This window comes from Chromobacterium sp. IRSSSOUMB001 (assembly GCF_023507765.1).
Classification (GTDB): domain Bacteria; phylum Pseudomonadota; class Gammaproteobacteria; order Burkholderiales; family Chromobacteriaceae; genus Chromobacterium; species Chromobacterium haemolyticum.
The window spans coordinates 1-26,622 of record NZ_JALCYU010000010.1 but is presented as its reverse complement, the minus strand read 5'-3'; the positions used below and the strand labels follow the sequence as shown (position 1 = coordinate 26,622).

Genomic DNA, 26,622 nt, shown 5'->3' with positions numbered 1-26,622 from the left:
CCAAGCCAAAACCAATTCGCCGACATTAAATCGGCTTACCTCGCCCCAAGCTATATAGACCTAGTAAAATTAGATATATCTTCCGCTGTGAGCTCATCCAAAAAAAGATGAGTAATATTCCTTTCATTATTTAGCCCCAAATATACACCCCCACCACATCGCACCCATTTGACAGCCTGATTACCGAGTTTATTTATATCAAGAAGAATGGCGCCCTCTGATAAAAATATTTGCACCTCACAATTAAAGTTATCAAGAAAACGCTGCGAAAAATCACCACCGGATGAGCCCACCCATAGATCTAGACAAATCACTGGGAATCCGGATACTTGGCACGACAAATCAGGACGACAATTACTTACTTCATGAGTGGATTCAATATCTGCAATCACCAATGTAATGGCAGACAATAAACCACTTCCTGGCAAAACAGCCACCTCAAGCAAGCTCTTGCGCCCATCCCCAGCTCTCCAATAAAGAGGGGGGGCGCCATTTGGATCAACAAATTTAATATCTATCGGGACGTAGCCATCCATACTAAGCTCTACGCCCCCTGCAAATTCAACTACACGATCAATAGTCAAGTTCATTATTTATACAGTGCATGTTTTAGTACTGGATATGGATCAGTTGGTCGTTTACTAAACACCAATTCCCAACGGCCAACCTTGGTCATCTCATTAAACTTAATTCCTTGGGAAGATGCATTTTTAACAGCACTTTGAAGGCTAGTTAACATTGCCTGGCTTCCATCACTTGTACTATGGGACAAACCATTGCGTGTCAAATACTCTCCCATGTGTTTGGTCGCATTTGGATTTACCCAAATAGTCTGCCCATTGACTGTTAATTCGAAAGATTTGGGGATGGATGTTCCTGGTATCGCGGGCTGAGTTGCCTTAATTGAGTCAAATACAGTACCCGTTTTCCCTACATCCGCAGCAACAGCCCCAGCTTTACCAACGGCTTTCGCCACCGCCTTTTCCGTCACGACCACCGCGACTTTTTCAGCCAGCTGCATGCCAGTTTTGGCTAAGCCTGCACCACCGGCCACCAAGCCGGCCACGTCCGTAAATAATTTACCGGCCTCCTTTCCCGCATTGAATGCACCACTTGCTCCTGCCTTCTGATATTCGGCCTCCATTCGGTCAATGCGCTCAAGATAGCTTTGCTTAACCGATTGGCCAACCGAAGCAAACATGCCATCCTGCTGCAGTAACTGGCGCACAGCTTCATACGTTTCCAGTGGACTGCTGACCGTTTTAGCGAGACCGGCCACCGTATCATACAAGCTGAGGGGAATCCCGGCGACAAAGCCGCTGGCATAGACCGCATCCTGGCTTGACGACATCGCCTCCCATTTACCCCACACCTTGGCCTGACAAACGATATTATCTTCGCAGGCAGCCAGTTCTTTTTTCTTTGCCGTCTCTTGGCTATGGGACAGATAGTTGTTCTCCACCTCATTCTTGGCCGTCTGTGCCCCTGCCAGCGCTCCGGCACTATCACCCCCAGCCAACGAACCCGCCAGGCTGCCCGCCATCGTCGTCAGCGCGGAAATGGTCTGTTTCTGGGACTCGTTGAGATCCTCGACTTTTTTCCCAGGGTATAGCTGAGTTAACAGTAATTCGGCCACGACGGGAGCCGCTGCGCCGCCGGCAGCCCCCGCTGCCGCGCTTTCTCCCTTCATCTGCGCCAGCGTCGCGCCCAGCAAGGCATGCGCCATCACATTGGCTTCTTTGTTGCCATCGGTCAGGTTTTTAACTACGCCAGCCAAGTAAGGGGCGGCGGCGCCGCTGATGGCGGCTTGCACATTCCCGCCGGCCAGGCCTTGCAACGCGGCGGTGGCGGCCTGGGCGGCACGCTGGAAATCGCTGTCGGCACCCCATTTAGCGTTCAGCTTCTTATAGTCTTCGCTGTCCGCATATGCGGGATTCCGTCGCAACTCCTCGTTCGCCTTCATCATCATCTGAGTGGCGACAATCTGGGTGGCTTGCGCGCCGATCTGGCCGACCAGCTGCGCTTCCTGCAGGCGGTTGAGCTCCTTCTCCTTGTCGAAAATCGGGCTCAGGCCGTTGGCGGCGTGTTCGGCGTCGCGGCTCAGCTCTTTCAGAGCTTGTTGCTGTTTGTCCTGGTCGCGGACCTTGATCGCCCCTTCGCTGACCGCGGCGTAGGTGGTGGATTCGGCGTGGCCGCTGCTGTTGCCTCCGCCCAGCACGCTGCTGGCGCCCTGGCTCATCAGCGTGCCTTTTAGCGTGCCGGTGATGCTGCCGCCGCTGCTGAAGCCGAAGCTTTGGCTTTCCACCTTGAAGTCCGCCTGGTTGTGCTGATTGTTGAAGCCCAGCGTGCCGGTATCCAGCGTGTTTTTGTCCGCCTTGGCGGTGCTGGCGATCACCGCGCCGTCCAGCTGGGTGTGGCTGCCCACCTTCACGTCGAAACCGCCCTGGCCGGCGTAGAGGCCGGTTTGCTCCTGCACGCTGACAAAGTCGCTATTGGCCTTTTGACGGCTGATGCTGACGGAGGCGCTGCCGTTCATGCTGCCGAAGGTGAAGCTGGCACCGGCGGAAGCGTTGCTCTGCTCGCTGTGGTAGCGGTCCTGATCTTGCAGACTCTGCAGCGTCAGATTGCGGCCTATATCCGCCACCACGGTCTTGCCGCTGGCGCTGGCGCCGGTCAGGCTCGCGTCGCGGCCGCTTTGCAGGTTCAGAGTGTCGCCGGCGCTAAGCACGGTTTCGTTCCAGCGGCTGCCCTGACCCTCTTCCTTGCCCTTGCCCTTGTTGGCGTTGGCGAAGATGGAGATGCCGGCCCCCTGGCCAACGCCGATGCTGAAACCGGCGTTCCAACCACTGCTCTTGTTGCCGCCGCTCTGAGAGTCTTCATTGCGGCCGGCTTGCAACTGCAGATCCCGCGCGGCGTCCAGCGTCAGGTCCTTGCCGGCCTTGAGACGGCCGCCGGTAACGCTGATGTCGCCGTCCAGCGCCTGGCCCTGGGCATCCTTGGCGCCGCTGCCGGTGGCGGTCAGGCTGAGATTGCCGCCGGCGGTGAGCTGGCTGCCCTGACTCTGGCTCTGCTGGCGCTGGCTGTGGGATTGGCTTTGCTGGTTGCCCACGGACAAGCTGATGCCGACAAAGCTTTGTTCCGCCGCCGGTTTCATCGCTTCCTGCTGGTAGGCCTGATAAGCCTGGTAGCCTGACAGACCGGCCTGAACGCCTTGCAGCGCGGCCAGGCGGCCGCTGGCTTTTTTGCTGTCCTGCGCCTGCTGCACGGCGGTGTTGGCGGCGGCGCCCACCACGCCGGACAAGGCCACGGTGAGGCCGCTCTTGCTGGCTTCGTGCTTCTCGTCGCGCTGATAGCGGTTGGCCACGTCTTCCACGCGAATGTTCTGCGCTTGCACGTCGATGTCGCCGCCGGCAACCAGGTCGGAGCCCTTGATCAGCGCATTGCGGCCGGCATCGACATTGACATTGCCCAGTACGCTGCCAACAGTGCTGCTGGCATGGCTGACACTGGTTTCGCCCACCTGGTCGCGCTGTTTCTGGCTGCCGATGGTGAAACCGATGCCGCCGCTACTCAGTAGGCCGGATTTTTTGACGCTTTCATCCCTATGGCTGTATTCGGTGTTTGCCGCGCTGGTGATGCTGACATCGCGGCCGGCGCTCAGGTCGGCGTCATGTGTGGCGGCAACGCTGCTGCCGGCCACGCTCAGATCACGCCCCGCTTGCAGCACAATGCTGTCGCCGGACAAGCTGCTGCCCTTGGCGGTGGCGCTGTCCGTTTCGGCGCGAGTCTGCTTTTGCGTGCTGCTGAGGACGCCTTTGCGGGTACCGCTGCTCTGAAGCAATTCTGTTTCACGCTCGGTCGCGACACCGATATCGATATCGCGGCGCGCGCTCAGTTTCAGCGCGCCTTGTTCGCTATCTATGGTGCTGGCGCGTACGGTCAGGTCGCTGCCGCGCGCCTGGACGGTGACGCCTTGCTGACCACTGATCTGGCTGCCCATCGCCAGGTCGCTGCTGCTTTGGATGTGCTGACTGCTGCGTTTCTTGCTTTCTCTGTCGTCATCCTGGGCGTGGCGCATCACTTCAAGAATGTCCACCTTTTCGCCGGACAGCAGCACCTGTCCCTGTTTGCTGTCGATGGCGCTGCCCTGGATGCTCAGGTCTTGCCCCGCCACAACCGTGACACCAGCGCCGCCGCCCAACTGGCTGGCATGCAGTGTGTCTGCGTTATGGCTGGCGTTGACGCTGGAGCTGGCGCTATTGGCGCTGAGCTGGCCGCTGTTGGTGGTCTTGTCCGCCCTCACCGTCAGTTGGCCGCCGGCGCTGGCCAGCAACTGGTCGCGAGCCTGGGCGCTGGAGCCGATCACGCTGAGATCCTTTCCTGCGCTGAGCTTGATCTTGCCGTCGGATTGGAGGCTGGAGCCCAGAGCCTGCTCCCAATGGCCGCTGTAATGCGCGACACCACTGCCACCCACCTCGCCGCCAAGGCTGCTGTCGCGGTTGCCCATGCGCCCGGCAAGCAGGTCCAGACTGCCGTCGCGGCTGCTGCGGGCGGTGCTGATGCTCAGAGTGTTGCTGGCGGACAAGCTGGCCAGCTCCGTAGCCGTGACCTTGGCGCCCTGCAGGGTAATGTCCTTGCCGATCAGGCTGATGTCGCGCCCGCTGACGGCGGCCTGCCGGCCGCCGTTTTGCAGATCGGTGTCCAGCATCAGACTGTCCGCCAACAACTTAACGGTGTCGGCCTGGATTAGGCCGCCGGTGTTGCGGATGACGTCGGCCTTGGCCACCAGACTTTGGTCCGCCTGCAGCTTGCCGCTATTGCTCAGGCTGGCGGCGGACAGGCTGAGGTCCTTGCCGGCGATCACTGCGCCGTCGCCGGTGAGGCTCACGGTGTTGTGCGCCAAATAGACGGTGGGCACCAACACCGTTTGCGGGCCGTTGGCGGTGTTGACGGTTTCGTTGACCATCCAGACGATGTCCTGCTGCAAGGCGGCGATCTGCGCCGGGGTCAGCGCCACGCCGGTGGTGAGGCGGAAGTCCTTGGCCACGTTGACGCCCTGGTTCATCAGCGCCTTGAATTGCTCGGTGGCGTCCTCTCCGCGCAAAGACGGCCGGCCGGTCAGCGCAAGGACCTGGTCACGCACCAGCTTCTGCTCGTAATAACCGTCGCCCAGGCGCTTGTGCGCGCCGGCCGGGTCGTAGTTCAACTGCTTCAGCATGTAATCGCTGCTAACGAAGTTGTTGTACTCGGTGAAGCGGCTGTCGGTCTCTATCAGGTAAGGCGCCGTGGGGCTGGGGTTTTGCTGGAACAGCTGGTTGTTGGGCAGGCGGTCCAACAGGCCGGGCTGAGCGGCGCTGCCCTTGAGCGGATGCGTTTGCGCGCGCGGCTGAACCGTGGCCACTTGCGCGGCGGCGGGGACGCCTCCGGCCTGGGCTTGCTCCAGCCTGGCCCCTTCAAGCGAAAGCCCGCCAGTGGATGGAGTTTGCTCCAGCTTGATTTGCTGAGCCGCCGTGCCGGCTTGCACCGCAGCCACCGCGTTGTGTCCGGTGTTGGGGGCAATGCGCTCGCCCGCTCCCAAACTCAAGGGCAAGGCTTCCGCGCCGGATTGCGCCTGGCCCAGACGGCCGGCTTCCGGGCCTTGGCCGCCTCGGGCCTGGCCAGCGCTGGCGGCGGTCTGCGCGCCGTCCCAGACAGCCTGTTCCGCTTGCGCGGCGGCCTTGGCCGCTTCGGCCACGCTGACCTGGGCAGGATTGACTGTAATGTTTTCTATACTGGGCGCACGTACGCTGACGCCCTGGTGGCCGGCGATGGTGGCGTCCAGGGTTTCCAACGCCGTAGTCTTGTCCAAGGTGTAAGAGCGATACCAATGGTGGCCGACGTGGCGATCATAGTGGTCCACGCCGGTTTCCTGCCGGCGCTCATTGATGGAGTAAGCGCGGTTGACTACGCGCGCGTCGCCGCCTCCATTATCCTGTCCGTTGATAACCAAGCTGCCGTTGGCAGCGATGTGGCTGGCATCGTTCAACAACTGCCCGCTGATGGAAATTCGCATCTGGCCGCCAGCGCTGAGCGCGGCCGCCGTACCGGCGGAAATCAGCTTGTCCACGGTGCGGGTGCCGTTGGCCGAGCGCTCGCGGAAGTTGTACAAGTCCTCGATATTGTTCAGTTCGAACGGATTGACGTGCAGATTGGGATTCCACTGTTCTATCCGACGACCGCCATTGTCAAACTCCCGATACACCACTTGCTGATAGGGGCAGGCTTCACCGATTCCCTGGCAGGCTCGCCCTTCATAGAAGGTCATGTCGTAGCTGCCGTTGGCATTTTGCTTGATCGCGTTGTAGTTCACCCATAGCTGCTTGTCGCCGAGGAAGCGCACCAGCGCCTGCTTATTGGCGGCATCCACTTGCAGGATGGTGCCGTACTTGCCATTGGCCGCCGCCGCGTCGTTGAACGGCAGATTCTGGGTGGTGGCGCTCAGATCACCGGTTCCGTAAGCGCCCCAAGTGCGCCAATAGAAGTTGTACTTATTCCAGCGATAGGTGCTGGATTCCGCCGCGCGCTGGATGTTGACGTGGGTGCGCTGGTTGTTGAACCGGCCGGCGCTGATGCTGACGTCTCCTTCGGCCTCGATGGTGGTGGAGATGTTTTCGATCAAATCTCCGCTGCTCAGGCTCAAGGCGCCGCCGCTGTAGATGTAGGCGCTGTCGCGGTTGCTCAGGCGGGTGCCGGCGTTGAGGCCCAGGCTGCGGGTGGCGGCCAGCACCGCCTGGCCGCCGTGATTGTCGATGACGCCGCCGCTCGCTGTGACGTCGCGACCACTGATCATGCCGGTGTTGTCCAGCGAGGCCGCAGTCAAGTTCAGTTGCTCGGCGTCCAGCCGGCCTTGGTTAAGCGCCTGGCCGGCGCTGTTGATGTCCAGGCGGCCGCTGGCGGCCAGTTTGGCGCCGGCGGCGTTGCTGAAGCTGGCCGCTTGCAGGCTGACGTTGCCGGCGCTGGCCCATTTGCCCTCATTGCGCAGGCTGCCGCTGGTGCGGAAGCTCAGCGATCCTTGGCTGGCCAGGGTGTCGCCTTCGCGGAAGACATAGTCCTGGCGCAGGTCTAGGCTGAGGCTGGCCTGCCCCACCATTTTGCCGCCCTGGTTGCTTAGCTGCTCCGCGTTCAGACTCAGCGCCTGACCGCTGCTGACCGCGCCGCCCTGGTTGTTCAGCTGGCTGGCGCGCAGCCGCTGGTCGCGATCGGCGATCAGTTTGCCCTGGCGATTGTCGATCTGGCCGCTCAGCTGCGCCTCCAGCGCGCCCGTGGTCTGTACCTGGCCGTATTGGTTGTCGAAGCCGCTCAGGCCCAGGCTGATGTCGCCCAGACTCAACAGGCTGCCATAGCGATTGCCAAGCTCGCCGGCGGTCAGCGCCAAGGCGCCGCGGCTGCTGAGCATGCCGCCGGCGTTGTTGACCGCGGCGGCCTGCAGCCGCATTCCCTGATCGGCGATGACCTTGCCCCGGCTATTGTCCAGCCCGCCGCTCAGCTCCAGCCGCGCGGCGCCGCCGCTCTGCAGTTCGCCGTCCTGATTGAGCAGCTGCGTCAATTGATAGCGCGCATCGCCGCTGCTGATCAGCTTGCCTTGCTGATTGCGCAGCACGCCGCCGTCCACGCTCACGGCCTGGCCGCTAGCGATCAGGCCGCGCTGGTTGTCCAGTTCGCCGGCGCGCAACTGTAGCCCTTGGTCCGCCACCAATTTGCCGCCCTGATTATTCAGCAGGCCGGAGCTGCTCAACGTCAGCTCGCCCAGGGATTGCATCTTGCCATCGCGGTTGTCCAGCGCATCCAGCGTCAGGCTCAAGCCGCGTTGACTGGCCACCGCGCCGTTCTGGTTGTCCAACTGGCCGGCGCGTACCTCAATGCCCTCTCCCCCGGCTAGCGTGCCCTGTTGATTGCGCAGCGCGCTGCCGACCAGCCTCATCGCACCCTGGGCACTGATACGGCCCAGTTTGTTGTTGATCTCTCCTTGGCTCTGCACCATCAGCGCGCCGCCGCTCTGCAGCTTGCCGCCGACATTGTCCAGTTGATCCAACCGAACCTCTCCGTCGCCCAAGCTGGTGATGCGGCCACCCTGGTTGCTGGCGGCGCCGGTTTTCAGTTTGAACGCGGCGCGGCTGACGATGTCGCCGCCATCATTGTTAAGGCTGCCCGCTTTCAGGCTTTGCCGCTGATTGCTCAGCAAAGAGCCCTTGGCGTTATTGAGCCGGCCGCTGACTCCAAGAGCCAGGGCTGCCTCGCTTTCCATCGCGCCGGCGGCGTTGTCGATATTGGAGGCTTGCGCCGCAAGGCCCGCGCCGGCGCTAATCTTGCCGCTCCGATTATCCAGACTATCCGCAGCGGACAGCTCCAGCGCGCCGCGTCCGTCGATGATGCCGCCCAGGCTATTGTCCAACTGCTGCGCGCCGGCGTTCAACGCGCCGCCGGACAAGAGCTTGCCGCCCTGATTGTCGATCTTGCCGCCCAGGCTGCTCAGGTCCAGCTGCTTAAGCGCGCTGAGCTGGCCCTTGCGGTTCAGAATATCGCCTTGCGCCCGCACTTCCAGCTTGCCGTCGCTGTGCACCTTGCCGCCGGCATTGTCCAGGCCGGCCAGCTTGAGTTCGGCATCGCCCAAGCTGAGGATTTCACCTCCTCGGTTGCTGGCTGCTCCGCTGTCCAGCTTCAGGCCGGCTCTGCTGCCTATGCTGCCGCCGTCATTGTTCAGGTTGCCGGCCCGCACGTTCAACGCCTGCTCGCTCAGCAGTCTGCCGCCATGATTGTCCAAGGCCCCGTCCACGCCCAGTTCCAGCACGCCCACGCCTTCCAGTTTGCCGCCGGCATTGCTCAGGCTGGCGGCCTGCACGGCCACCGCCGCGCCGCCATGGATGCGGCCGCCGTCATTGCTTAGTTGGCCGGCGCTGTTCAGCGTCAGCGTGCCGTCGCCATTGATGATGCCGCCCTGGCCGTTGTCCAGTTGCTGCGCACCCAATTTCAGCGCCTCGCCGGCCTGCATCTTGCCGCCGACATTGTCTACCTTGCCGTCGCTGCTGTTCAGCGTCAGTTGCCGGTCTGCGCCGATCAGTCCGCGCGCATTGAGGACATCGCGCCGAACTTGCAACTGCAGTGAATCGCCACTCAGTATCTTGCCCCCGGCGTTCTGCAAACCATCCAGTTGAAGCCCGCCACGCCCCAGACTGGCGATAGTGCCGCCCTGATTGCTGACAGCGCCTGTCTGCAAGTCCAGCGTTTCAAGACTGGCGATCTCGCCGCCGTCGTTATGGACGCTGCCAGTCTTCAGATTCAACGCCTGCTTGCTGCGCAGCTTGCCTTGCCCATTGCTCAAGGCTTGGCCGATATTCGCGCTGACAGCGGCCTCTCCCTCCATCATGCCGCCGGTATTGTCCAGCTCGCCCGCTTGCAACGCGATGTCCGAGCCGCTGCCAATGTGACCGCCGGCATTGTCTAGCCGGCCGGCGCTGTTCAAGGTTAACGTGCCTCCGCCATCAATGACTCCACCCTGGCTATTGTCCAGCCGCTGCGCGCCGGCGTTCAGCGCTCCGCCGGACAGTAATTTGCCGCCCTGGTTGCCCAGCTTACCGGCCTGGCTGCTCAGTTCTAGTTGTTTCAGCGCGCTTAATTGGCCCTTGTTGTTCAGAATGTCGCCTTGCGTCCGCACGTTCAGTTTGCCGTCGCTATGCACCTTGCCGCCGGCATTGTCCAGGCTGGCCAGCTTGAGTTCGGCATCGCCCAAGCTGAGGATTTCACCTCCTCGGTTGCTGGAGGCGCCGCTGTCCAGCTTCAGGCCGGCGCGGCTGCCTACGCTGCCGCCGTCGTTGTTCAGGCTGGCGGCCTGCAGGCTCTGCGCCTGCTCGCTCAGCAGTTTGCCGCCCTGATTGTCCAGCGCGCCTTCCACTTTGAGCGCCAATGCTCCGGTGCTTTCCAGCGTGCCACCGGCATTGTTCAAGCCGCCGACCTGCAGTTCCACCGCCGCGCCGCCATGGATGCGGCCGCCTTCATTGCTCAGTAGGCCGGCGTTGTTCAGCGTCAGCTTGCCGTCGCCGTCGATGAGGCCGCCCTGGCTGTTGTCCAGCTGTTGAGCGTTAACCTCCAGTGTGTCGCCGGCTTGCAGCTTGCCGCCGGCATTGTCTATCTTGCCGTCGCGGCTATGCAGTTCCAACTGCTTCAGCGTGCCGAGCAACCCTTGGTGATTCCGGATGTCGCCCTGTGTCCGTACCTGCAGCCTGCCGTCGCTGAGCAGCTTGCCGCCGGCGTTGTCCAGACTGGCCAGTTGGAACTCGCCATCGCCCAGGCTGAGGACTTCACCGCCGCGGTTGCTGGCCGCGCCGGTCTGCAAGCTCAAGGTCTGGCGGCTAACCATCTGGCCACCGTCGTTGTTGACGCTTCCGGCCTGCATGTTCAGCGCCTGCTTGCTACGCAGCTTGCCTTGGCCGTTGTTTAGGGCTTGATCTACGCTGACGCTGACGGCGGCCTCTCCATCCACCACGCCGCCAATGTTATCGAGTTCACCTGCTTGCAACGTAATGTCGGCGCCGCCGCCTATCCGACCGCCGGCATTGTCCAGCCGGCCGACGCTGTTCAGAGTCAGTTTGCCGGTGGCGTCGATGCCCCCTCCCTGGCTATTGTCCAGCAGCTTCGCACTGGCGCTCAGGCCGCCGCCGGACAACAATTTTCCGCCCTGGCTGTCTATCTTGCCGGTCCGGCTATGCAGTTCCAGTTGCTTCAACGAACTGAACTGGCCCTTGCGGTTCAAGATATCGTCCTGCGTCAGCAACGCCAGCCTTCCGTCGCTGTGCACCTTGCCGCCGGCGTTGTCCAGGCCGGCCAGCTTGAGTTCGGCACCGCCCAGGCTGAGAATTTCGCCGCTACGGTTGCTTGCTGCACCGGTTTCCAGCTTCAAATCGGCGCGGCTGCCTATCTTGCCCTTGTCGTTGTTGAGGCTGCCGACCTGCAAGCTCTGCGCCTGTTCGCTCAACAGTTTGCCGCCCTGGTTGTCCAGCGCTCCATCCACCTTGACCACAAGCGTGCTCTTGCTTTCCAGCGCGCCGCCGGCATTGCTCAGGCCGCCGGCTTGCAGTTCCAGCGCCGCGCCTCCGTGGATGCGGCCGCCGTCATTGTTCAAATGGCCTAGACTGTCCAGCGTCGACTGGCCGCCTCCGTCAATGACGCCTCCCTGCGAATTGTCCAATTGTCTCGCGCCGAGACTCAGCGTGTCGCCGGCCTGCAGCTTGCCGCCCGCGTTGTCTATCTTGCCGTCGCGGCTATGCAGCTCCAGTTGCTTCAACGTGCTGAACAAGCCTTGCTGATTCAGAATGTCGCTCTGCGACTGCAAGCCCAGCTTGCCATCGCTGATCAGCTTGCCTCCGGTATTGTCCAAGCTGGCCAGCTGAAACTCACCGTCGCCAAGGCTGACGATTTCACCGTGGCGATTGCTTGCTGCGCCGGCTTGCAGGCTCAAGCCAGCGCGGCTGCCGATGCTTCCGCCGTCATTAGTGAAAGTGCCGGCCTTCAGCGTCTGCGCGCGCACGCTCAGCAGCTTGCCCTGGCTGTTGTCCAACAAGCCCTGGGCGCTAAGCCTCAGCGCCCCCTGGCTTTCTATCGAGCCCTTGGCGTTGCTCAGCCCACCCACGCTGACTGCGACATCGGCGCCGCCCGCCAACTGACCAGCCTGGTTGTCCAGCAAGCCGGCGGTGTTCAGTGCTAGACTTTTTCCGCCATCGACGCGGCCGCCGTCACGGTTGTCCAGGCTGCCCGCATCCAGTTTCAAGTCGTCCGCGGCTAGCATTTTGCCCCCGCGGTTGCCCGCGGTGGCGTCAATGCGCAAGCTAAGGCGGCGCGCACTCTGCACGATGCCGCTGGCGTTGTCCAAACTGCCGGCGCTCAGGCTCAGATCGCCGTTGCCGCCAATCAGACCGCCCTGATTGCTCAGGCTCTGCCGCACGCTCCAACTCTGCTCCGCTTCGCCCAGGGCCAGCAGTTTACCGCCGCCGTTGTCCATCTGGCCAAGACTCAGCGCCAGGCTGTCGGCCTCGATGCGGCCGCCGCGGTTGTCCAGCAGTTGGCCGATGCGGAAGTCGCCGCTGCCCTGGCCTATCTGTTCCCAAACGCCGCCCAGGTTGTTGAGCGCGGCGGCGCTAGCCTGCCATTGGCCCGCTTGCAGCCTGGCCGAGTCGCTGTCGATCTGCCCGCCGGCCTGGACGATCAGCCGGCCGGTGTTCAAGCTGGCGCGGCTGAGCCCCAACCCGTCCGCCGCTTTCAAGGTGGCGCTGTCCTTGGCGCGCAGTTTGGCGTCGGCGGCCTTGATCGTCGCCGCGTCCAGTTCCAGGCTGGAACCGGCCAGCGCGTGGCCGCTCAGCTGCAGGCTGTCGCCGGCCTTCAGGCTCAGCGCGCCTGCCGCGCCCACTTGCCCCTTGTCGTCGCTGCCGGCGGCGAAGTCGCCGCTGGCAGCGATGCTGCGCGCCTTGACCCTTACATCGCCGGCCGCCGCCATGGTGCCGCTCTGGCGCAAGGCGGCGTCGCCGTCCAAGGCCAACTTGCCGCGGCTGTAGCTGGCGCCGCCGTGTTCGATGTCGCCGGCGGCGTGGTACTGGATGTCGCCGCCGTTCTGGCGGCCGCTCAGGTTCAGCTGGCCGGCGCTGTCCAGCCGCAGCTGCTCGTCGCCGCTCAGCTGCCCGCTGCTGCGCACGCCTACGCCGGCTTCGGTGGCCAACAGGCGGATCTTGCCGGCGTACATGCCGCCCAGTTGCGCCACGTCGATGGCGAAGCCGGGCCGGCCGGCGCCGTCCGCCGCCAAGGCCTGGACGTTTTGATGGTCTGCGCTGATGCGGTTGCGCCCGGCGCTGACGCTAAGCTGCGGCGCCCAGATGCCGGCCTGCACTTCCACCGCGCGCGCCATCAGGTCTGCGTACTCGGTGCTGCCGGCCTGCATGCCGGCGCCTTCAATGCGGATGGTGCCACTTTCCACCCGGTAGCCGGCCAGGCTGCCGTCCGGGTTCAGTTCCGGACGGCCGGTGGTCAGGGTCATGCGCCCGGCGTTGATGGTGCCGCAGCCGTCGCAGAGAATGCCGGAAGGGTTGGCCACGATGACCTGGGCGCGGCCGCCGGCCACTTCCAGGAAGCCGCGCAGCTGGCTGGGATTGGCGCTGTTGACCTCGTTGAGGATCACCCGCGCCGGCGCGGCCGGATTGAGGTTGGGGTTGCCCTGAATCCACCCGCCCAGTTGGGTCTGCACGCTGGTGCCGCTGTTGTTGAGAATGGCGCCGCCCTTGTCGACGTCGAACTGGCTGTACTGATTGCGGGACACCCCGGCGGCGCTAGGCGCCTGGATATTCACCTGCGGCAGGCCGTTGGCGGTATTGATCACGCTGGGGCGCTGGGCCGTTGGCGCGTTCGGGTCCGCCGCGATGCCGCCGGCCAGCGCGGACGCTCCGGCCAGCGCGCACCAGCTGGCCCAGACGATGCCGCGCAGGGTCACGCCCAAGCGCCGGTTTGCCGCCGCCGGCTCGGCGGAGCGGCCGCCGCCCGCGCTCATCGGCTTGACGATTTCGGCGACGGCCATGATCAGGCCCCGCGCGCGGTTGAAAATTAGACGGTAACAAAGACGGTTCATGGCCAAAACTCTCGACAAGGACGGGGCCGTGCACGCAGAACGTTGCCGCCGGCCCCAAATTCAAAGATCAAAATTGCAGGTTCAGGCTGAAGCCCGACGCCGCGCCGGTATGGAAGCCGGCGGGTTTCTGGATCGGCCAGCCGGTGAACATGTCGTAGGACAGGCGCTTGAACAGGCTGCCGCGCATGCCGACCGCGCCGCCGGCCAGCTGCCGGCCTATCAACTGGCTGCTTGCGGCGCCGCTGACGCGGCCCAGATCCAGCCCCAGATACAATTCCTGACCGCTGGGGCCCATCGCCCAGGACAACTCGTTGCGCCACAGCCAGCCGCGTTCGCTGGACAGGCTCAGATCGCCGTCGAAGCCGCGCACGGTGTAACGGCCGCCAATGGCGAAGCGGTCCTGCGGCACCAGCGCGCCCTTGCTCCACTGGCCGCGCCACTGGCTGTTGAGCCGCAGCTTTTGCGTACCGATTTGCAGCGGCTGGTTGTAGCTCAGGTCCGCGGTCACGATGCTGGACCGAGAGCTTCCGTTGCCGGTTTCTTCTTCCGGCGCAGGCAAGGCGCCCAGCATGCCGGTGCCGCGCCGCCAGTTGAGACCGGCGTCCAGCGTGGCGTCGCCCAGATAAGAACGCTGGTTCAGCCCCAGCTCCCAACCAGCGGTTTGCCGATGCTGCAGGCGGATTTCCGTGTCTTCGACAAAGTTGCGCGATTTGCGCTGGTAGGCGCGCAGGCTGAGCGTGGTCTTGTGCGCCTGGCTGCGGTACACCACCCGCGACAGGCTCAGCTGGCTATTCTCGCTGTCGCCGCGATACAGGTATTTCTCGTTGGCGCCGGCTATGGTCTGGTGGTAGCGGTAATCATTGAGGGTCAGGCCCAGCTGCCAGTACCCCAAGGGCAGCGAGTAATGCAGCGAACGGCTTTTCGAACCCAAGGGGTCGTGCTGGAACAAGTCCTTGCCCTGGCTGTAATAGAACAGATCATTGACGGTGAGCAGATTGTCCAGCGACAGCGTGGCGCTGCCCTGATAACGGCCGGTGGCGTCGCTGCCGCCATCGTCCAGGCTCAAGGACAGCCGGATGGGCAAGGCCTCTTTCCAGGCAATCACCAAATCGCTTTCACCGTCGGCGCCGGCCGGTTCGATCTGGATGTCGGCGTCCGCCGTCGGCACCCGTTTGAAGTTTTCCAGCGCCTGTTCGATGTCGCGCAGGTTGAGCACGTCGCCCGGACGCGCCGGCAAGGCGTTGGACCAGCGCGCGCGCCATGACATCGGATCGGCGAAGCGGATGGCGTGGATGCGGCCGGGAACCAGCGTCAGGGTCAGCACGCCCGGTTTTAGATCCTGCGGTTTGACCAGCACCCGGGTGGTGACGTAGCCCTGTGCGATCAGGGCGTTCTGCACCCGCTTCATCGCCAGGTTGACCCCTTGTGCGCCCAGGCAACGGCCGGGGGCGTCGGCGGCGGCCAGCGCCCAGCGGAAGCGCTCGGCCAGTTCTCCGGCCAAGCGCAGTTCATGGATGGCGAAGCACGGCGCTTCGCTGGCCGGATAGTCCGCCAGCGCATCGGCCTGGCGCGGCAGACGCACGTCGGGCACCGCCGGCTGCGCCTGCTCTTGCAAGGCCCGCTCGCGCTCTTGTTGCAGAATCAGTTGCTGATTGGGAGACGGCAACTCCGCCGGCAGCTTGGACCAGGCCGGCGCGGCCAGGCAAAACGCGCTTAGCGACGCGATAATGGCCCCGGCTGGCCGTTTTAACAGGGAGGCCACCGGCTTTAATTTAAAGTGAGACACTTACGAATGCGATTTTTCTTAAAAACGGGCGATTCTATGACAAACGACGCCTCTCCCCATCCGTATAACTACGTAACCCACGGGTGTGAATCTTCACACCAAAGCGTTTGGAACATTTTGTTTTTATTAGGAATAAATGGTCAGCATCATTCCACCCCCTCATCCTTCCTTCTTTCCCGCCCGCTTGTCCGCAACGCATCCATCATGAAAATCTAAAATTCCGCTGAGGGCCGAGAAACCCCGGAACCAGGGCAAGCCGCCGCCGGTCTTTTTTACATCTCGCCTCTTGCCGCCGCTCCAGCCGCGTATAATTGCGATGGTATTTTCCGGAGCCTCGTCCATGTCTTTGCCATTCCGCCTTGCGCCCGCGCTTTTGGGTTTCGCCTGCGCCGCCGGCCTTGCCGCCGGCGTCACCACTTTCAGCCCCCAGGGCGAAGTCAAAGAAGTGCAGCAGGTGCGCGCCACCTTCAACAGCAGCATGATTCCGCTGGGCAATAGCGCCGCGCCGGCTCCGTTCGCCTGGAGTTGCGGCTTGAAGGCCAAGGGCCACTGGGTGGACGACAAGACCTGGGTGCTGGACGTGTCGGAAACCCCGGCTGCCAACACCGACTGCCGCTTCACGGCCAAGCCCGGCCTCAAGGATCTACAGGGCAAGGCCGTGGACACTGGCTTGAGTTTCCGCTTCTACACCGGCGCGCCGGTGGTGGTGGAGCGCTGGCCGCGCAACGGCCGCATCGAGGAAGACCAGGCCTTCGTGCTGCAATTCAACGGCGCCGGCGTGCCGGCCTCGTCCCTGTATTGCCAATCCTCCAGCTTGCCGGAACGCATCCCGGTCCAGCCCTTGCCGGCCGGCGAGCGCGCGGCGCTGCTCAAGCATCTGAAGCTGGAGCAGCAATCCGCCAAGGTGCTGACCTTGCGCTGCGGCCAACGGCTGGCGCCGGACAGCAAACTCACCCTGGTGCACCAGCGCGGCGCGGCCGCGCCGGACCGGCTCAATTACCAGGTGCGGCCGCCGTTCACCGCCAATATGAGCTGCCTGCGCGAGAACGCAAAAGGCGCGTGCATCCCGTTCAAGCCCATCTCCCTCAATTTCAGTTCGCCGGTACCGGAAAAACTGGCGATGGCGGTGCGCCTGAGCGGCGCCGGCGCCGAGCGCGCGCCGCAGGCCGAGGCGCGCGGCAAGGGCGAGCCGGTGGACAGCGTCAGCTTCGCGCCGCCGTTCCCGCCGCTGGAAACGCTGACGCTGAAGCTGCCCAAGGACTTTGGCGACGAGGTGGGCCGGCCGCTGGTCAACGCCGAGCGCTTCCCGCTGGCCATCAAGCTGGCCGATTACCCGCCCTTGGCCAAATTCGCCGCCGCGCCGTTCGGCATCATCGAATCCGGCGCGGACGCGGCGCTGCCCATCACCCTGCGCGGAGTGGAGGGCGACCTCAATATCAAATCGGTGCAATTGGGCGGCCAGGCGCTGCGGCTGAACAAGGATCAGGACATGATGGCCTGGCTGGCCAAGGTGCTGCGCTATCACGAAAGCTATCTGCCCGCAGGCAAGGACAAGACCATAGAAAGCCGGCGCCTGTCCCTGCTGGCCAAGGAAAAGGCCGCTCAGCCGCTGAAGCTGCCCAGCCAGCCGGACAAACAGGGGAAATGGCCGTTTGAAGTGGTGGGCATCCCCCTGCCCAAGCCCGGCCTCTACGTGGTGGAAGTATCCTCGCGGCTGCTGGGCAAATCGCTGCTGGCCAGTACCAAGCCCATGTATGTGCGCACCGCCGCGCTGGTCACCAATATGGCGGTGCACTTCAAGAGCTCCAAGGAAAATGCCGCGGTGTGGGTGACCACGCTGGACAAGGGCAAGCCGGTGCCGGCCGCCCGCGTCAACATCTACGATTGCAAGGGCAACGCGCTGTGGTCCGGCAAAACCGACGCCAAGGGCGTGGCCGCGGTCAAGTCCGTGCTACCGGCCGGCAGCTGCGACAACGGGGAGCTGTCCGGTCTGTTCATCACCGCCGCCGCCAAGGACGCCAACGGCAACGACGACGTGTCCTTCGTCCGTTCCAGCTGGAACCGCGGCATCGAATCCTGGCGCTTCCCCTTCCCCACCCAGTGGAGCGACAGCCCCAACATCCTGGCCCACACCATCCTGGATCGCGCGCTGTTCCGCGCCGGTGAAACCGTATCGATGAAGCATCTGCTGCGCACTCAGGTCAGCCGCGGCTTGGCCCAGCTCAAGCCCGGCCAGCTGCCGCAGCAACTGCGCATCGTCCACGACGGCAGCGGCGACGAAATCAGCCTGCCGCTAAGCTGGCGCAACGGCCGCTACGCGGAAAGCAGCTACGCACTGCCCAAGGAAGCCAAGCTGGGCGAATACACGCTGTATCTGGAACGCAAAGGCTCGCGCGGCCCGGACGACAAGGACAAACCCTCCAGCCCGGAACTGGACGGCTACTCCTTGCACAGCGGTAGTTTCCGGGTGGAGGAATTCCGCCTGCCCACCATGACTGGCCGCCTGTCCACGGTGAAGAACGCCGGCATCGCGCCCAAGCAGTTGCCGCTCAACGTATCCCTGTCCTGGGGCAACGGCGGCCCGGCCAAGGGCTGGCCGGTGGAAGTCAGCGCCATGCTGGCCGACGCCTACCAGCGCATCAAGGGCTATGAGTCTTACAGCTTCTCGCCGCCGCAGCGCCAGCGCGACCAGGCCGAATCCTCGCTGGACGGCAAAGTACTGCTGGACAAGGCCGCGCTGCAACTGGACGCCAACGGCAACGGCAAGACCACGCTGGACAAATTGCCCAAGCTGGACCGCCGTTATGACCTGGTCACCGAGGCCGCCTACCGCGACCCCAACGGCGAAGTGCAAACCCTGACCCGCCGCATTCCCCTGTGGCCGGCCGGCCTGCAAGTGGGCATCAGCGTGGACAACTGGATCACCGCCGGCCGCGCGCTGCAGCTCAAGGCCGTGGTGCTGGACACCGCCGGCAAGCCGCTGGCCGGCAAGAACGTCAAAATCAGCCTGCGCGAACACCGCTACCTGTCCAGCCGCAAGCGGCTGGTGGGCGGTTTCTACGCCTGGGACCACAACGAAGAGACCGACGACAAGGGCAAGGTGTGCAGCGGCAGCACCGACGGCCGCGGCCTGATGTTCTGCGAAATCAATCTCAAGGACGCCGGCGACATGGAACTGATCGCCGAAGCCGCCGACGACAACGGCAACTTGGCGCAAAGCGCGCAATCCGTCTGGGTCAGCAAGCACGACGAATTGTGGTTCGACGTGGACAACAACGACCGCATCGACATCCTGCCGGAAAAAATCAGCTACGCGCCCGGCGAAACCGCCCGCTTCCAGGTGCGCATGCCCTTCCGCAAGGCCACCGCCTGGCTGGCGATTGAACGCGAAGGCGTGATCGAAACCCGGGTGGTGGAGCTGGAAGGCAAGAACCCGGTGATCGAACTCAAGATCGAGCCGGGCTGGACACCCAACGTCTACGTCTCGGTGCTGGCGGTGCGCGGCCGCGTGCGCGAAGTGCCGTGGTACTCCTTCTTCACCTGGGGCTGGAAAACCCCGAGCGAATGGTGGGACGCCTACTGGAACGAAGGCGGCGATTACACCCCGCCCACCAGCATGGTGGACCTGTCGCGGCCGGCCTTCAAATACGGCATCGCCGAAATCCAGGTGGGCGACGCCGCCAAGCGGCTGGACGTGACCGTGAGCCCGGCGCGCAAGAGCTACGGCATCCGCGAAACCGCCGAAGTGGCCGTCCAGGTCAAGCTGCCCGGCGGCAAGCCGGCGCCGGCCGGCACCGAAGTGGCCTTCGCCGCGGTGGACGAAGCGCTGCTGGAACTGCAGCCCAACCGCAGTTGGGAACTGATGCAGGCGATGTACCAGCGCCACAGCTACGGCGTGGAAACCGCCACCGCCCAGCTGGAAGTGGTGGGCAAGCGCCATTACGGCCGCAAATCGCTGCCGCCGGGCGGCGGCGGCGGCAAGGCGCCCACCCGCGAGCTGCTGGACACCCTGCTGCTGTGGCAGCCGCGCGTAGCGCTGGACGCCAACGGCAGCGCCCGCGTCAAAGTGCCGATCAACGACTCGCTGACCCGCTTCCGCCTGGTGGCGGTGGCCGACGTCGGCAATGATTTGTTCGGCACCGGCGAAGCCGGCTTCAACGTCACCCAGGATTTGCAACTGAGTTCCGGCATCCCGCCGCTGGCGCGCGAAGGCGACCAGTTCAGCGCCGGCGTCACCGTGCGCAACGGCGGCGACAAGCCGCTCAAGGTCAAGGTCCAGGCCGGCGCGCCCGGCTTGCCGGCCTTGCCCGCGCAGGAGATCAGCCTGCCGGTGGGCGAGGCGCGGTTGTTGAGCTGGCCGGTGACGGTGCCCAACGACGTCAAGGAATTGAAATGGAGCTTCAGCGCCCAGCAAGTGGACGGCCAGGCCGCCGACAAGCTGGCGGTGCGCCAGGAAATCGAGCCGGCTGTGCCCGTCACCGTGGAGCAGGCCACGCTGCAACGCGTGGCGCCGGAACTGAGCATCCCCGTCGCCTTGCCGCCGGGCGCCCTGCCCGGCCGCGGCGGCATCCGCGTCAGCCTGCAGGCCAAGCTGGGCAATGAACTGCCCGGGGTGCGCCGCTGGTTCCAGGACTACCCCTATGTCTGCCTGGAACAGCGCAGCTCGGTGGCCCTGGGCCTGGCCGACGCCAAGCGCTGGGATCAACTGATGAGCGAGCTGCCGCTGTATCTGGACGGCAGCGGCCTCGCCGGCTACTTCCCGCTGGCCGAAGGCGCGCCGGACCGCGGCAGCGACATCCTCAGCAGCTATCTGCTGGCCGCCGCCCACGAAGCCGGCGTCGCCATCCCCGAAGCCCAGCGCGCGCGGCTGCTGGACGGCCTGACCGCCTTCGTCGAAGGCCGGCTCAAGCGCGATCTGCCGCTGGGCCGCCAGGACGCAGACGCCCGCCGCCTGAGCGCGATGGAAGCGCTGGCGCGCTACGGCCGCTTCCGTCCGGCCATGCTGGACGTGCTGGACCTCAATCCGCAGAAAATGAGCACCGCCATGCTGGTGGACTGGCTGGCTCTGCTGAACCGCGCCGCCGACGTTCCACAGCGCGCCGCGCGGCTGAGCGAGGCCGAGAACCTGCTGCGCGCGCGTCTCACCTATCAGGGCACGCGCATGGGCTTCAGCACCGAGGCCAGCGACAACGCCTGGTGGCTGATGGGCAGCGCCGACGTCAACGCCGCCAAGCTGCTGCTGACGGTGCGCAAGCTGCCCGGCTGGCAGGCGGACATGCCGCGCCTGCTCACCGGCCTGCTGGGGCGTCAGCAAAAAGGCCATTGGGGCACCACCACCTCCAATCTGTGGGGCAGCCTGGCCGTTGCGCAATTCTCGCGCCAGTTCGAAACCACGCCGGTCAGCGGCCAGACCAGCGCCGCGCTGGGCGGCGCCAAGCTGAACCTGGCCTGGCCGCAGGAAGGCGTCAAACAGCTGGGCCTGCTGCCCTGGGCCACAAACGGCGGCAGCCTGCAGCTCAAGCACGCCGGCAGCGGCGCGCCGTGGGCCACAGTCCAGGCCGAGGCCGCCATCGCGCTCAAGGCCCCGCGCTACGCCGGCTACAGCATCAAGAAAACGCTGAGTCCGGTCAGCCAGAAAACCAGCGGCCAGTACCAGCCCGGCGACGTGGTCAAGGTCACGCTGGAGATCCAGGCGCAAAGCGATATGACCTGGGTGGTGGTCAACGACCCGATCCCGGCCGGCGCCACCATCCTGGGCTCCGGCCTGGGCCGGGATTCGGCAATCAACGCCAAGGCGGACAACGACGGCGACCCCGCCGACTACGTGGAGCGCCGCTTCTCCGGCTACCGCGCCTACTACGGCTACGTGCCGCGCGGCGGCCTGAAAACCAGCTACACCATGCGGCTCAACAACCCCGGCGCCTTCAAACTGCCGCCGACGCGGGTGGAAGCGCTGTACGCGCCGGACGTGTTCGGCATATTGCCCAACCCGGTATTCAAGGTAGTCGATGGCAAATAGAGCGGGATGGAAGTGGCTGGCGGCGCTGGCTTTTTGCGGCGCGGCCGCGCCGGCGCTGGCCCAACCCAGTTTTCAGCAGGTCAAGGCGGAATGGCGGCCGTCTGACGTGGTGGTGCTGGACCGCAACGGCCAGCCCATGCAGCGGCTGCGAGTGGACAAACAAGGCCGGCGGCTGGACTGGGTGAGTCTGGCCGACACTTCGCCGGCCTTCCGCCACGCGCTGGTGGTGTCGGAAGACCGGCGCTTCTACCAGCACAGCGGCGTGGACTGGTCCGGCGTGGCCGCGGCGGCCTGGGGCAATCTGTGGAACACCCGCACCCGCGGCGCGTCCACGCTGACCATGCAGCTGGCCGGCCTGCTGGACAACGACCTCAAGATAGGCCGCAACGGCCGCAGCCTGTGGCAGAAAATGGGCCAGGGCTGGTCCGCCGCCTGGCTGGAAACGCATTGGAGCAAGGCGCAGATCCTGGAGGCTTACCTGAATCTGGTGGGCTTCCGCGGCGAACTGGTGGGCCTGTCCGCGCTGTCCGCCACCTTGTTCGGCAAACTGCCGGCCGGCCTCAATCTGGAAGAATCCGCCATCGCGGTGGCGCTGATCCGCGCGCCCAACGCCGCGCCGGACAAGGTGGCCGCCCGCGCCTGCCGCATCCTGCAGGACATGCGCCGCCAGCCCAACTGCGCGGCGCTGGCGGTGCGCACGCGCCAGGCACTGGCGCAAAGCCGCGCCGCCAATCCGCTGGCGGAGCAGGACGCGCCCCATTTCGCGCAGAAACTGCTGCAGCGCCAGCCGCTGGCGGCCGGCAGCCGCATCGGTTCCACACTGGACCTGGGCCTGCAACGCTACGCGGCGTCGGTGCTGCGCCGCCACCTGGCCGCGCTGGCGCAACGCAATGTTCAGGACGGCGCGCTGGTGGTGCTGGACAACGCCAGCGGCGACATCCTGGCCTGGGTTGGCTCCAGCGGCCGCGGCCTGTCCAACGCCGCGGAAGTGGACGGCGTCACCTCGCTGCGCCAGGCCGGCTCCACGCTCAAACCCTTCCTCTACCAGCTGGCGCTGGAGCGCCGTTACCTGAGCGCTGCCTCCCTGCTCAACGACAGCCCGCTGGACCTGCAAACCGGCTCAGGGCTGTACGCGCCGCAAAACTACGCCAAGGACTTCAAGGGCCTGGTGTCGGCTCGCACCGCGCTGGCCTCCTCCCTCAATGTGCCGGCGGTGCGCGCCATCGAAATGGTGGGCCCCAACGCACTGCGCGACCGCCTGTACCGGCTGGGCCTGAGCAGCCTGCAACAGGACGGCGACTACTACGGCTACAGCCTGGCGCTGGGCGCCGCCGACATCCGCCTGCTGGAACTGGCCAACGCCTACCGCACCCTGGCCAACCAGGGCCTGGCCAGCCCGACCCGCTGGACGCTGGCGGACCCCAAACCCAAACCGCAGCGTCTGCTGAACGCCGCCAGCAGCTTCATCATCGCCGACATCCTGTCCGACCGCACCGCCCGTGCGCGCACCTTCGGCCTGGAAAGCGCGCTGTCCACCCGCTACTGGAGCGCGGTCAAGACCGGCACCAGCAAGGACATGCGCGACAACTGGGCGGTGGGCTTTTCCCGCCAGCGCACCGTGGCGGTGTGGGTGGGCAACGCCGCCGGCGAGCCGATGTGGGACGTGTCCGGCATGCACGGCGCGGCGCCGGTGTGGCAGGCGGTGCTGGACCGTGCCCAACAGGGCGCGCCGGCCTCCCTGCCGCCGACTCCGCCGCCCGGCGTGGTGAGGCAGAACGTGCGCTACGAGGGCGATGTCGAGGCCAGCCGGCGTGAATGGTTTCTGGCCGGCACCGAGCGCGCGCTGATCGTGCCGGAGCGCGGCGGCGCCGCCAGCCAAACGCCGGGCATCGCCGCGCCGGTGGACGGCAGCGTCTACGCACTGGATCCGGACATCCCTCCGGCCAACCAGCGCCTGCTGCTGCGCGCGCGCGGCGTGGCCCGCCCGCAATGGTGGCTCAACGGCAAGCGCCTGGGCGCCGGCGCCAGCCTGCCCTGGTTCCCCTGGCCCGGCCGCCACGCGCTGGAACTGCGTGACGCCAAGGGCCTGGTGGTGGAGAAAATCCGCTTTGAAGTGCGCGGCGCGGCAGCCATTCCAGGCCGAAAGGCCGGTAAAGTTAGTTCCCCCGCTAAAAAATAGCCGCAAGCATCGCTCCATGCCATAAACATAAATGGCGTATCGTTTCTACCTCAACGACAAGGAGCAACACATGAAGTATTCATTCAAAAACCTGGCTCTGTCCGGCGGCGGCGTCTGGGGCATCGCCTACCTGGGCATGCTGGCGGAATTGGAGCAAGCCGGCGCGCTGCCTCAAATCCAGCGCGTGATCGGCTCCTCCGCCGGCGCCATCTCTTCCATGCTGATCAGCTTTGGACTCAGCGCCGCTCAAACCAAGGACTTGGCCGATTCCCTGGACTATCGCAAGATTCCGCAAAAAGTGGCCAGCGCGTTACCGTCGAATTTGGATGCGGCCTTTAACGCCTTCAAACCCTTTGCGCCCAAAGCCAATTTGGAAGATTTTGTGTGTCTGCTGCGCTTGTTTAACAAGAAGGGCTGGTACTCCAGCGACTATTTCTATCATTGGCTGAAAGACATCGCCGCCAGCCAGTTCAAGGACGGGCGGCAGGATAAGAAATACACTTTCGCCGACTTCGCCAACCCAGCGCTGCACAAGAACGAACGTCCCTTCCGCGAATTGTTCGTCACCGGTTGCTACGCGCCCGCTCAAAAAAGCATGGTTTTCTCCGCGGAACTAACACCGGACGTAGAAGTGGCGGAAGCTGTGCGCATCTCCATGTCCATCCCCTTCTTCTTCGAAGCGCAGAACTTCACTTATCCAGGCCAAGAGGCCGGCGTGTTTGTAGACGGCGGGACCATGTGGAACTACCCAATCAACTTCTTCGACGACAAATACTCGTCGGAAACCGTTTTTGGGGCCCGCTTCACCCATCAATCGTGCCAGAAATCAGACCGTAATCTGATTGAGCACATCGCGGACATTTCGCACTGCGTCATGGCCGTGCAAACTCAAAACTACGACCAGTCTCGGCAGGACCAAGGCCGCAGCATCAATATAGACACAGGGCAGGTGAAAGCCACCGACTTCAACATTCAGCCAAACGACCCGGTCTACCAACAACTCTACCAAGCCGGCGCGATCGCCACCCGCGCCTTCCTCTCCCGCTGCGAACAATAAAACATATCCCCGCGCCCTTGGTCGCGGGGACGACATTGCAATAACGGCCTGCCGCCAAGCACTTGATTTAAGTGATTGAACGACAGGCCGTCTGCTTACGCCTCCACAGGCACTATTTAAACAGGCTCAACGCTGGATCAGATAACGTATCGTCGGGCCGTCCTGCTGGATTTCCAGCACGGTGTAGCCATGGTTCTTGGCGTCCAGCGGGATGTTGTTGATGGACTGCGGGCAATCGGCCACCACCTCCAGGATTTCGCCCGGCTGCAGCTGCGGCATCGCCTCCAGCGTGGCCACCGCCGGGTACGGGCAAGGCTCGCCCATCATGTCCAAACGGTAATTCGGGGTATAACTCTGCTTGCTCATGCCGCCTCCTTGCTGAATCTAGCCGCCTGCGCCTTATCGGCGAAGAAGCGCTTTTCCCACCACATCACCGCCAGCATGGCCAGCGCCAACATTCCATAAGTCAACACCAGGCCGCCTTGCGGGCCAAACACCGCCAGCAGGTTCACCTTGGCGTAATCAGTCGCCACCGCCGGCGCGATATCGTCCCACCACGCCGCCAGCAAGGTGGCGCCGACGATATTGCCCAGCCCCACCCACCAGTAATGCACCTGGCCCTCTACCGCGCGATACATCCAGCCGGTTTCGCAGCCGCCGGCCAGCACAATGCCGAAGCCGAACAACACCCCGCCTATCACCGCGTTGGGGCCGGCCCACAGGATCTTGGGCGGCACGCCCAGCTGCACATAGCTGTATACGCCGATCACGCTCACCGCCATGCCGGCAATGATGGCCTTGGCCATCTGAGTGCGGCCGGTTAGCCACAGATCGCGGAAGGCCGAGGTGAAGCACACCTGGGCGCGCTCGATGATCAGGCCGAAAGCCAGGCCGAACAAGGCCGCCAGCCCCAGCTTGGGCATGGAGAAGGTCCGGGCCAGCGCCCACAGCGTGAAGGCGGCGAAAATCAGCATGCCCAGGCGGAAGCGCCGCCGCGCCTGATCCTCTCGCTGCTGCAAGGGCTGCGGCGCGTTCACCTTCTGCAGCTTCACCGGAATGCGGAACACCGGCAGCATGGTCACGCGCGCGCCAAACCAGGAACCGGCCGCCGTGGCCAGCGCAAACAGCCAGGCATGCAGGGAAAACTGCGGAATGCCGGTGAAGAAGGCCGCCAGATTGCAACCCATGGCCAAGCGCGCGCCAAAGCCGGCGATCAGGCCGCCCAACACCGCCTGCGCGATGCGGACGCGATGATGCGGCATGCGCAGCTTGACGTTGTTGGCCCACAAGGCAGCGGACAGACAGCCGGCGAACATGCCGATGATCATCATGCCGTCCACGCGGTCCAGCGGTGTGCCTTCAAGATGGATCACCTTGAAATAACCCCAGGTTTCCGGATGAAAGCCAAACAGCTGCAAAGCGTGGCCGCCCCAGCGCGTGAACTCCCCGGTCACCGCCCAGAAGGTACCGGTAATGCCGAAATAATAAGCGGACAATACCCCGGCGGCGATCACCGCCGGCACCGGCGCCCAAAAGCGCACCAAGTATTGCATCTTGAAATCCTGCCAAGTCATGGCTCAGACGTCTCCCAATAAAAAAACCCGCCCGCGGGCAGGATCAGAAATATACGGTTGGCATTGTAAAACAGTGCGTGAACCATGTCAGAGCAGGATTGTCTCACCCGCCGCCATCCGCAGGCAAACCCAAAGCCAGGCCCGCTTGATCTGACTCGGCATGGCAGCCGCGCTTCAAGCGCGCCGGCTGGTACTGATTAAAACGAAATCCCTTTGGCATCAAAGCCTTTGTGCGGAGCAGTAAAAACACATAGAATAAGCTCGCTTTTTAACAATAACTATCAACAGCTATCGCGCAAGCCACGATGCCGCCGCTACGGCGCCTGAACGCTTGCACGCAAACCTTCGCCAGATAGAGCCCTGAA

The 26,622-nt window shown here is 64.2% G+C and carries 9 protein-coding genes; 3 read left to right on the top strand and 6 right to left on the bottom strand.

All coding sequences use genetic code 11. The features are described from left to right. Positions 1-50: 50 nt before the first annotated feature. From MOV80_RS14315 to MOV80_RS14300, 4 genes are all read right to left on the bottom strand, one after another. The gene (locus MOV80_RS14315; protein ID WP_083860596.1) at positions 51-590 is read right to left on the bottom strand and encodes a hypothetical protein; all 540 of its coding nucleotides are present in this window, start codon (positions 588-590) and stop codon (positions 51-53) included. Then, positions 590-13,642, bottom strand: a complete 13,053-nt coding sequence (locus MOV80_RS14310; RefSeq protein WP_275975353.1) for a hemagglutinin repeat-containing protein — start codon at positions 13,640-13,642, stop codon at positions 590-592. Before MOV80_RS14310 ends, MOV80_RS14315 begins: the two co-directional genes overlap by 1 nt. Before the next feature lie 67 nt (positions 13,643-13,709). Continuing rightward, positions 13,710-15,404, bottom strand: coding sequence for a ShlB/FhaC/HecB family hemolysin secretion/activation protein (locus tag MOV80_RS14305; protein WP_219909607.1), 1,695 nt, complete (start codon positions 15,402-15,404; stop codon positions 13,710-13,712). Positions 15,405-15,587: 183 nt separating this feature from the next. Continuing rightward, the gene (locus MOV80_RS14300) at positions 15,588-15,770 is read right to left on the bottom strand and encodes a hypothetical protein (protein ID WP_107732334.1); all 183 of its coding nucleotides are present in this window, start codon (positions 15,768-15,770) and stop codon (positions 15,588-15,590) included. On the opposite strand from MOV80_RS14300, the gene MOV80_RS14295 reads away from it, so the two are divergent. From MOV80_RS14295 to MOV80_RS14285, 3 genes are all read left to right on the top strand, one after another. Beyond that, positions 15,769-21,447: an MG2 domain-containing protein gene (locus MOV80_RS14295; RefSeq protein WP_249605238.1), complete on the top strand. Its 5,679-nt coding sequence runs from the start codon at positions 15,769-15,771 to the stop codon at positions 21,445-21,447. The genes MOV80_RS14300 and MOV80_RS14295 overlap by 2 nt on opposite strands. After that, positions 21,437-23,626 carry a penicillin-binding protein 1C gene (pbpC, locus tag MOV80_RS14290; RefSeq protein ID WP_107732336.1) on the top strand — a complete coding sequence of 730 codons (2,190 nt, stop codon included), beginning with the start codon at positions 21,437-21,439 and terminating at the stop codon, positions 23,624-23,626. Before MOV80_RS14295 ends, pbpC begins: the two co-directional genes overlap by 11 nt. A 70-nt stretch (positions 23,627-23,696) precedes the next feature. Next, complete coding sequence (locus MOV80_RS14285; RefSeq protein ID WP_249605237.1) at positions 23,697-24,683, top strand: patatin-like phospholipase family protein; 987 nt, start codon at positions 23,697-23,699, stop codon at positions 24,681-24,683. Between the two features lie 126 nt (positions 24,684-24,809). On the opposite strand, the gene yedF is transcribed toward MOV80_RS14285, so the two are convergent. Next, on the bottom strand, positions 24,810-25,049 hold the full coding sequence (gene yedF / locus MOV80_RS14280) for a sulfurtransferase-like selenium metabolism protein YedF (RefSeq protein WP_107732338.1): 240 nt from the start codon (positions 25,047-25,049) through the stop codon (positions 24,810-24,812). After that, complete coding sequence (gene yedE, locus MOV80_RS14275) at positions 25,046-26,257, bottom strand: selenium metabolism membrane protein YedE/FdhT (RefSeq protein WP_019100737.1); 1,212 nt, start codon at positions 26,255-26,257, stop codon at positions 25,046-25,048. Before yedE ends, yedF begins: the two co-directional genes overlap by 4 nt. Positions 26,258-26,622: the final 365 nt, after the last annotated feature.